The following is a 7,668-nucleotide window of genomic DNA, read 5'->3' as shown; positions in this document are numbered from 1 at the left end:
GAGCACGCGGCGCGCCACCGGAAGATCGGTGACGAGCGCCACGTCACCGGCGATCTCCGGCTCGTCGCGATCGCCGCCCCAGACGACGACGACATGGGGATCGAGCGTCAGCAGCTCGGCGTTGCGGTCGAGAGCGAGGCGCAACTCGTTGATTTCACGGCGCGTCTGGCGGGCCGCCGCGGCGGCGCTCGCCCGTGTCCGCAGGAGGCCTATGGCGGTCATGACGGCGAAGACCACGATGCCGACATTGAGCCCGAAGGCGGCCAATTCATGTGCCGGGATGGCGCCGACGAGCTTCGAAAGCATGGGCGCCGCCTCGTCGGCCGCGACCAGCGCCGTGCTCGCCAACAGGGCGGCGGCGGTCGCCGGGGCGAGCCGCAAGACCCGCGACGCCGGCGTCGGTTCCGGCGCTCTCTCCGGGCAGGATGCGTCGTCGACCCTTTGCAGGCCCGGCATCTCGTATCCTTGGGTCCACGATGCGGCACGGGTGCGGGATGAGGGATCTGCGCCGGTGCCGCCCGCGGCGCGAATCACGACCAATCTAACCTTGCGGAGACTCGCGGTCTAAGAGTCCAGAACGGGAACGGGGGCGGGAATTTTCCAGTGTCGCGCCGTGGTGGCCTGTCAGATCGCCGGCAGCGCCCGCCGCATGGTGAGCGCATCGGCCGCCCCGCCTGCCGTGCGGTAGTAGCCTTTGCGCCGCCCGATCGGCTCGAACCCGGCGCGGGCGTAGAGTTTCAGGGCGGCCGCGTTCTCCGCCTCGACCTCGAGGAACAGGTTGCGGACCCCGGCCCGCATCAGATCCGGCAGATGCGCGGCGACCAGCCGGCCGGCATAACCCCGCCCGCGCAGCCGTGGCGCCGTGGCGACGGTGAGGATTTCCGCCTCGTCGGCAGCGATGCGGCTGAGGATGAAGCCCGCCGCCGGTGCCGTCGCGCGGCGGCGGACGACATGGGCGATGACCCAGGGCTCCGTCAGCATGGCGGCGAGGTCTTCAGCGCCCCAGCCGCGGTGGAAGCAGGCGGCATGGATGGCGGCGAGATCGTCGCAGTCGGCCGTCGCCGCGCGCCCGACGACGGGTTCCGACCGCGGCCACCAGAACACCAGGTCGGAAAGCATCATCATGGCGGCGGCCCGGAGATCACCGGCGGGGCAGCCTGGGGCTTGGCGTCCACCGCCTTCAGGTAGAGCGGCCGGCATGGCGCGGAGGCGGCGTCGACCGCAGCGCCGAGGCGGGCGAGGAGGCCGATGTCGGGTGCCGCCCGTCCGTCGAGGATCACCGGGGCGGAGGCGCCCTCCGGCCAGGCGGCGAGGACGGCCTCGACCCCGGGGCCGACGATGGCCACCGGCATGGCGGCGGCGCGCCGCGCCGCTTCCGCGACCGCGACATAGGAGGGGGGAAAGATCTCCGACCGGTCGGCGGCGGTGAGCGCGGCATAGACATGGCCGTAACGCGCATCGATCACCGCGAGAACGGCGAGGGGTTCGGCAGCGGCGAGATGGGGTTCGGCGAGCACGGCGAGCGTCGACAGGCCGACGGCCTCGCCCCCGGTGGCGAGCGCCATGGCGCGGGCCGCGGCCACGGCGACCCTGAGGCCGGTGAAACTGCCCGGCCCGGTCGTCGCGACGAAGCGCAGGCAGGCGCCGGGCGCAACGCCGGCTTGCGCGCAGGTCTCGGCGACGAGCGGGATCAGCCGTTCCGCATGGCCGCGCGCCATCGGCTCCGACAGCGCCGCCAGCACCCGTCCCGACGCGGTGTCGAGGACGGCTGCCGAGCAGGCGCCGAGCGCCGTATCGAGGGCGAGAACGAGCATCCGCCGGTGCTACACCGTCTGCGGCGGGGCGGAAAGAGCCCCCGCCGGATCGCCGGCGTCAGATGGCCTGGACTTCCCGCACGTCGGGAAGGAAGTGGCGCATCAGGTTCTGGATGCCGTGCTTGAGGGTCGCGGTCGAGGACGGGCAGCCGGCGCAGGAGCCCTGCATGGCGAGATAGACGATGCCGTCCTTGTAGCCGCGGAAGGTGATGTCGCCGCCGTCGGCGGCAACCGCCGGGCGCACCCGCGTCTCCAGGAGTTCCTTGATGGTGTCGACCGTGCCGGAATCGGCAGGGTCGAAGAATTCCTCGTCGCCGCCGGGGGCGAGCGAGGCGTCGCTGCGGACCAGCGGCTGGCCCGACATGAAATGTTCCATGATGGCGCCGAGGATGGCGGGCTTCAGGTGCGGCCACTCGGCCCCGCCCTTGGTCACGGTGATGAAGTCGTTGCCGAAGAAGACGCCGGCGATGCCGTCGATGGCGAAGAGCTTCTCGGCCAGCGGCGACTGCCGCGCCGCCTCCGGATTGGGCATGTGGAGCGTGCCCTCGGAGAGCACGGTGCGGCCCGGCAGGAACTTCAGCGTCGCCGGATTGGGGGTCGCTTCCGTCTGGATGAACATGATTTTCTCCACGCGCTCCGGTTCAAGGCCGGGCGGACTGGAATGATTAAAACGAATTCTTCCAAACATCATGTGGCGATGCTAGGGCCTGCCGTCAACCGCAAAGACCCCGGTGGCCGGGCGGCCCGCCCGCCGCGCATCCCACCGGATCGGGAGAGCATCCATGCCGACACGCCGTACCATCCTGATGGGCGGATCCGCCCTGGTTCTCGCCGCCGCGAGCCCCCTGCGTGCACAGACCGCCCCGCCCGTTCCCATCCTGTTCGTCCACGGCAACGGCGACCATGCGGCGCTTTGGATGACGACGCTGTGGCGTTTCGAGACCAATGGCTGGCCGCGCGACCGGCTGCACGCCTTGAACTTCACCGATCCGCTCTCCCGCGCCGACGATGCGGTGCCGCTCGCCGGCCGTTCGGGAACCGCCGACCAGCTGCGCGAACTCGCCGCCGAGGTCGAGGCGCTCTGTGCCCGCACCGGGGCGGCCCGCATCGCCCTCGTCGCCAGTTCGCGCGGCGGTAACGCGGTGCGCAACTACGTGGTCGAAGCCGGCGGTGCCGCCCGCGTCAGCCATGCCGTGCTGTGCGGCACGCCCAATCGCGGCGTCTTCAACTGGGAGGCCAGTCCCGGCAGCGAGTTCAATGGTCGCGGCCCCTTCCTGACCATGCTCAACCGCCGCGACAGCGACGTGGTGCCCGGCACCGCCTTCCTCACCCTGCGCAGCGACGGCAACGACAAGTTTGCGCAGCCCGACGGGCGCCTCATCGGGCGGCCGGGCGTTGCCACGGGCATCACCGCCGAAGGGCCGGCGCTGCGCGGCGCGGCCAATCTCGCCCTCGGCCAGCTCGACCACCGCGAGGTCGCCTTCCACCCGCGCGCCTTCCGCGAGATCCATCGCTTCATCGCCGACCGCGAGCCCTCGACGCTCGCGGTGGCGCTGGAACAGAACATCCGGCTCTCCGGCCTCGTCACCGGCAATGTCGGCGGCGTGCCCAGCAATCGCCCTCTGGCCGGCGCCGTCGTCGAGGTCTATCGCGTCGATCCGGCGACCGGCGAACGCCGGGGCGAGGCCCTGCTGAAGCGGACCACGGCGTCTGACGGCCTCTGGGGCGAGGTCGTCGCCGGTCCTGCGGACGCTTTGGAATTCGTGCTCGCCGTGGCGGGCCACCCGGTGACGCATACCTACCGCTCGCCCTTCCCGCGCTCCTCGCAGGTGGTGCATCTACGCCCGGCGCGGCCCCTGCCGGAGGCCGACCGCGCCGCCGGCGCCGTCGTGCAGATGACGCGGCCGCGCGGCTATTTCGGCATCCCCCGTGACGTCGTCCTCTTCGACGGCAAGGAGCCCGGCGACGTGACCAAGGGCGTGGCGACCGACGCCACCACCACCGTCCGGCTGCCGGCTGCGGAGATCGGGCGGACGGTCGTCGGCCTCTTCAACGAGGAGCGCATCGCCGCACGCGCCTGGAGTGCCGCCGAGAACCGTGTCGCCATCGCCGAACTGACCTGGTGACGCGGCCTCAGGCCAGCGCCTCGATCTCGTCGTCGGAGAGCTGCCCCGGCACGATTGCCACGGGGATCGGATAGGACCCCGCCGTGCGGGCGAGGCTGGAGACCAGCGGCCCCGGCCCGTCCTTGCCGGCGCCGGCGGCGAGGACCAGGATGGAGATGTCCGGGTCGTCCTCGATCTGGGCGAGGATCGCCTCCGCCAGCGTGCCCTCGCGCACCACGAGTTCGGGCTCGACGCCGACGAGCTTCATGGCGCGGTCGGCGGCGGCGTCGAGCTTGGCACGGGCATCGGCATGGGCCTCCGCACGCATGACGTCGGCGACGCCGAACAGCGCCTGGCCGTCGCCGATCTTGGGTTCCACCACGGCCAGCATCTGCAGCCGGTGGCCGGTGCGCGACGCCCGGCGCGCGGCGAAGACGACGGCGCGGTCGCATTCCTGCGAATCGTCCACCACCACCATGAATTTCGGCGTGTGGCCGGATTGATAGGCTTCGCGCTTGCGGGTCATCGGGGCCTCTCTCTGCACCGCAACAGGCGCTATGTCGCACCCGGCGATCGGGATTGGCAAGCGGGTCCGGTCGTGATCGGCACGCCGGCCGGCGCTGGCGCGGTCCTTGCGGTTGAAACGGCGCCGGCGGGGTGGCGCATCCCGTCTGGCTCCTTTTGGCACAGGCCTGTGCCGGAATGACCTTTGGCAAGCGCATCTGCGGCACGACCGCCGACCGACGGGACCGCATGACGCCGAACGACCGCCTCGCATCGATCCAGTATCTCCGGGCACTCGCCGCGTTGATGGTCGTCGCCTATCACGTGCTCGGCGATGTCGCGGTCATCGGGGCGGCGGGCGTCGACGTGTTTTTCGTCATCAGCGGCCTGGTGATCGCCATGGTCACGGCGTCGAAGCCGGTTCGGCCGATGGTCTTTGCCTATGACCGCGTGGCGCGCATCCTGCCGCTCTACTGGCTGTTCACGGCGCTTCTGGTCGCGACCAAGCTGCTGGCGCCCGACCTTCTGCCGCGGCTGCCGCTCGACACCGGCTGGATCGTCAGTTCGTTCCTGCTGATCCCGACCGTCGTTCCGGGCACCGCCGACCGGTTTCCCTTCCTCTATCAGGGCTGGACCCTGTGGTTCGAGGCGCTGTTTTATCTTCTCGTCCTCGCCGCCATGCTCGTGTCGCGCCGCCGCAAGGCGGTCATCCTCTCGCTCGTCCTGCTCGCCCTCGTCGCTACCGGCGCTATGCTCGACCCGCAGGGTCCGGTGGGCATCTCCTTCACGAGCCCGCTGCTGCTCGAATTTCTCGCCGGCTATCTCTTCGGAACCTGGCGTCAGGCCGGCGGCAGGCTCCCCGCCGCGTCGGGCCTGCTGCTGGTCGGGATCGGCCTCCTCGGCTTCATTGCCGCAGCCGGCTTCGCGGGCGCGCCGGAAGGCTGGCCGCGCATCCTCTGGTGGGGCCTGCCGGCCCTTGCCCTCGTCACCGGCGCGGTGATCCTCGACGATTCGCGCCGGATCGGCGCGCACGCTTTCCCGCTGCTTCTCGGCGATGCCTCCTACGCCGTCTATCTGAGCCACGGCATCGCCATATCGGTCCTCTCGCTCGCCAGCCGCCGGGCCGGCTGGGCGACCGGCACGGCTCTCGATCAGCCGTTCCTGGCGCTTGCGACCGGAATGGCTGCCGTCGCGGTCGGCGTCGGCGTGCATCTGATCTTCGAAAAGCCGCTGATGCGGTTCCTGCGCGGCGTCCGGCCGCGGCTGCTGCCGCCGGTCGCAGCCGGTATCGGCGGCATACCCGTCCCATCAGGCGAACGTTAGCGTCGCAATCCTTCCAAACCGGCCACTTCGCTGCTATGTGCGGGCCATGACCGACACGCCGCTCGACCTCATCCGCAATTTCTCCATCGTGGCCCATATCGACCACGGCAAATCGACGCTCGCCGACCGCCTGATTCAGGTGACGGGAGGCCTCACCGCGCGCGAGATGACCGAACAGGTCCTCGACAACATGGATATCGAGAAGGAACGCGGCATCACCATCAAGGCGCAGACCGTGCGCCTCGACTATCCGGCCAAGGACGGCAAGACCTATGTCCTCAACCTGATGGACACGCCCGGCCACGTCGACTTCGCCTATGAGGTGTCGCGCTCGCTCGCCGCCTGCGAGGGCTCCATCCTCGTCGTCGACGCCTCGCAGGGCGTCGAGGCCCAGACGCTCGCCAACGTCTACCAGGCGCTCGATGCCGGCCACGAGATCGTGCCGGTCCTCAACAAAATCGACCTGCCGGCAGCCGAGCCGGAGCGCGTCAAGCAGCAGATCGAGGACGTCATCGGCCTCGACGCCTCCGATGCGATCGAGGTCTCCGCCAAGACCGGCATCAACATCGAAGGCGTGCTGGAGGCCATCGTCACGCGCCTTCCGCCGCCGAAGGGCGACCGTGCCGCGCCTCTGAAGGCCATGCTGGTCGACAGCTGGTACGACCCCTATCTCGGCGTCGTCGTTCTCGTCCGCATCATCGACGGCGTGATGAAGAAGCACCAGCGCATCAAGATGATGGGCACCGACGCGGTCTATGACGTCGACAAGATCGGCGTCTTCACCCCGAAGATGAAGGACGTCACCGATCTCGGTCCCGGCGAGGTCGGCTTCATCACCGCCTCGATCAAGGAGGTCGCCGACACGCGCGTCGGCGACACCATCACCGACGACAAGAAGCCGACGGCCAAGGCGCTGCCCGGCTTCAAGCCGGCGCAGCCGGTGGTCTTCTGCGGCCTTTTCCCGCAGGACGCCGCCAATTTCGAGGACCTGCGCGCCGCCATGGGCCGCCTGCGACTCAACGACGCCAGCTTTTCCTTCGAGATGGAGAGTTCGGCCGCCCTCGGCTTCGGCTTCCGCTGCGGCTTCCTCGGCCTGCTCCACCTCGAGATCATCCAGGAGCGGCTGGAGCGCGAGTTCAACCTCGACCTCATCGCCACCGCCCCTTCGGTCGTCTACCAGATCCTGCAGCGCGACGGCACGCTGCTCGAACTCCACAACCCCGCCGACATGCCCGATCCGATGAAGATCGAGGTCATCTCGGAGCCTTGGATCCGCGCCAAGATCATGACGCCGGACGATTATCTCGGCTCGGTGCTGAAGCTCTGCCAGGACCGTCGCGGCGTGCAGATCGACCTCACCTATGTCGGCTCGCGCGCCATGGTCACCTATGACCTGCCGCTCAACGAGGTGGTCTTCGACTTCTACGACCGCCTGAAGTCGATCTCCAAGGGCTACGCCTCCTTCGACTACCAGATCACCGACTATCGCGAGGGCGACCTCGTGAAGATGTCGATCCTCGTCAATGCCGAGCCGGTCGACGCCCTCTCCATGCTGGTCCACAAGAACCGCGCCGAGAGCCGCGGCCGGGCCATGTGCGAGAAGCTGAAGGACCTGATCCCGCAGCACCTGTTCAAGATCCCGATCCAGGCCTCCATCGGCGCCAAGGTCATCGCCCGCGAGACCATCTCGGCCCTGCGCAAGGACGTCACCGCCAAGTGCTACGGCGGCGACATCTCCAGAAAGCGCAAGCTTCTCGACAAGCAGAAGGAGGGCAAGAAGAAGATGCGCCAGTTCGGCAAGGTCGATATCCCGCAGGAAGCCTTCATCGCCGCCCTGAAGATGGACGCCTGAGGCAGGGCACCCGGCGGTTGACGGAAGGTTTCGGACCCGGATCCTCTTAGCACGGTCGCCTTCACCGATT

The 7,668-nt window shown here is 69.4% G+C and carries 7 protein-coding genes and 1 pseudogene; 3 read left to right on the top strand and 5 right to left on the bottom strand.

Annotation, left to right across the window (positions count from 1 at the left end; genetic code table 11):
* The 4 genes and pseudogenes from Q8O26_RS10650 to Q8O26_RS10635 all read right to left on the bottom strand — a co-directional run.
* A pseudogene (locus Q8O26_RS10650) lies at positions 1-381 on the bottom strand (hypothetical protein); the annotation flags it as partial.
* Between the two features lie 243 nt (positions 382-624).
* Positions 625-1,125: a GNAT family N-acetyltransferase gene (locus Q8O26_RS10645; RefSeq protein WP_305575493.1), complete on the bottom strand. Its 501-nt coding sequence runs from the start codon at positions 1,123-1,125 to the stop codon at positions 625-627.
* Entirely contained in the window at positions 1,122-1,814 is a 693-nt protein-coding gene (tsaB, locus tag Q8O26_RS10640; protein ID WP_305575492.1) for a tRNA (adenosine(37)-N6)-threonylcarbamoyltransferase complex dimerization subunit type 1 TsaB, read from the bottom strand. The genes Q8O26_RS10645 and tsaB overlap by 4 nt, the downstream gene beginning before the upstream one ends.
* Positions 1,815-1,872: 58 nt before the next feature.
* Positions 1,873-2,433 carry a NifU family protein gene (locus Q8O26_RS10635; protein WP_305575491.1) on the bottom strand — a complete coding sequence of 187 codons (561 nt, stop codon included), beginning with the start codon at positions 2,431-2,433 and terminating at the stop codon, positions 1,873-1,875.
* Between the two features lie 163 nt (positions 2,434-2,596).
* Between Q8O26_RS10635 and Q8O26_RS10630 the strand changes: the two genes are divergently transcribed.
* The gene (locus tag Q8O26_RS10630; RefSeq protein ID WP_305575490.1) at positions 2,597-3,940 is read left to right on the top strand and encodes a hydrolase; all 1,344 of its coding nucleotides are present in this window, start codon (positions 2,597-2,599) and stop codon (positions 3,938-3,940) included.
* 7 nt (positions 3,941-3,947) lie between these two features.
* Here the strand turns inward: Q8O26_RS10630 and Q8O26_RS10625 are convergent, their stop codons facing one another.
* A complete protein-coding gene (locus tag Q8O26_RS10625; protein WP_305575489.1) occupies positions 3,948-4,445 on the bottom strand; it encodes a universal stress protein in 498 nt (165 codons plus the stop codon).
* 176 nt (positions 4,446-4,621) lie between these two features.
* On the opposite strand from Q8O26_RS10625, the gene Q8O26_RS10620 reads away from it, so the two are divergent.
* The gene (locus Q8O26_RS10620; protein WP_305575488.1) at positions 4,622-5,746 is read left to right on the top strand and encodes an acyltransferase; all 1,125 of its coding nucleotides are present in this window, start codon (positions 4,622-4,624) and stop codon (positions 5,744-5,746) included.
* Between the two features lie 46 nt (positions 5,747-5,792).
* Complete coding sequence (gene lepA, locus Q8O26_RS10615; protein ID WP_305575487.1) at positions 5,793-7,598, top strand: translation elongation factor 4; 1,806 nt, start codon at positions 5,793-5,795, stop codon at positions 7,596-7,598.
* Positions 7,599-7,668: the final 70 nt, after the last annotated feature.

The organism is Phreatobacter sp. (assembly GCF_030691135.1).
Taxonomy (GTDB): domain Bacteria; phylum Pseudomonadota; class Alphaproteobacteria; order Rhizobiales; family Phreatobacteraceae; genus Phreatobacter.
This window is presented reverse-complemented; position numbering and strand designations above follow the sequence as displayed.

Excerpts from the sequence above, each read along its gene's own strand:
- Q8O26_RS10645 (WP_305575493.1), bottom strand. The coding sequence starts at position 1,125 with ATGATGATGCTTTCCGACCTGGTGTTCTGGTGGCCGCGGTCGGAACCC.
- tsaB (WP_305575492.1), bottom strand. The coding sequence starts at position 1,814 with ATGCTCGTTCTCGCCCTCGATACGGCGCTCGGCGCCTGCTCGGCAGCC.
- Q8O26_RS10635 (WP_305575491.1), bottom strand. The coding sequence starts at position 2,433 with ATGTTCATCCAGACGGAAGCGACCCCCAATCCGGCGACGCTGAAGTTC.
- Q8O26_RS10630 (WP_305575490.1), top strand. The coding sequence starts at position 2,597 with ATGCCGACACGCCGTACCATCCTGATGGGCGGATCCGCCCTGGTTCTC.
- Q8O26_RS10625 (WP_305575489.1), bottom strand. The coding sequence starts at position 4,445 with ATGACCCGCAAGCGCGAAGCCTATCAATCCGGCCACACGCCGAAATTC.
- Q8O26_RS10620 (WP_305575488.1), top strand. The coding sequence starts at position 4,622 with ATGACCTTTGGCAAGCGCATCTGCGGCACGACCGCCGACCGACGGGAC.
- lepA (WP_305575487.1), top strand. The coding sequence starts at position 5,793 with ATGACCGACACGCCGCTCGACCTCATCCGCAATTTCTCCATCGTGGCC.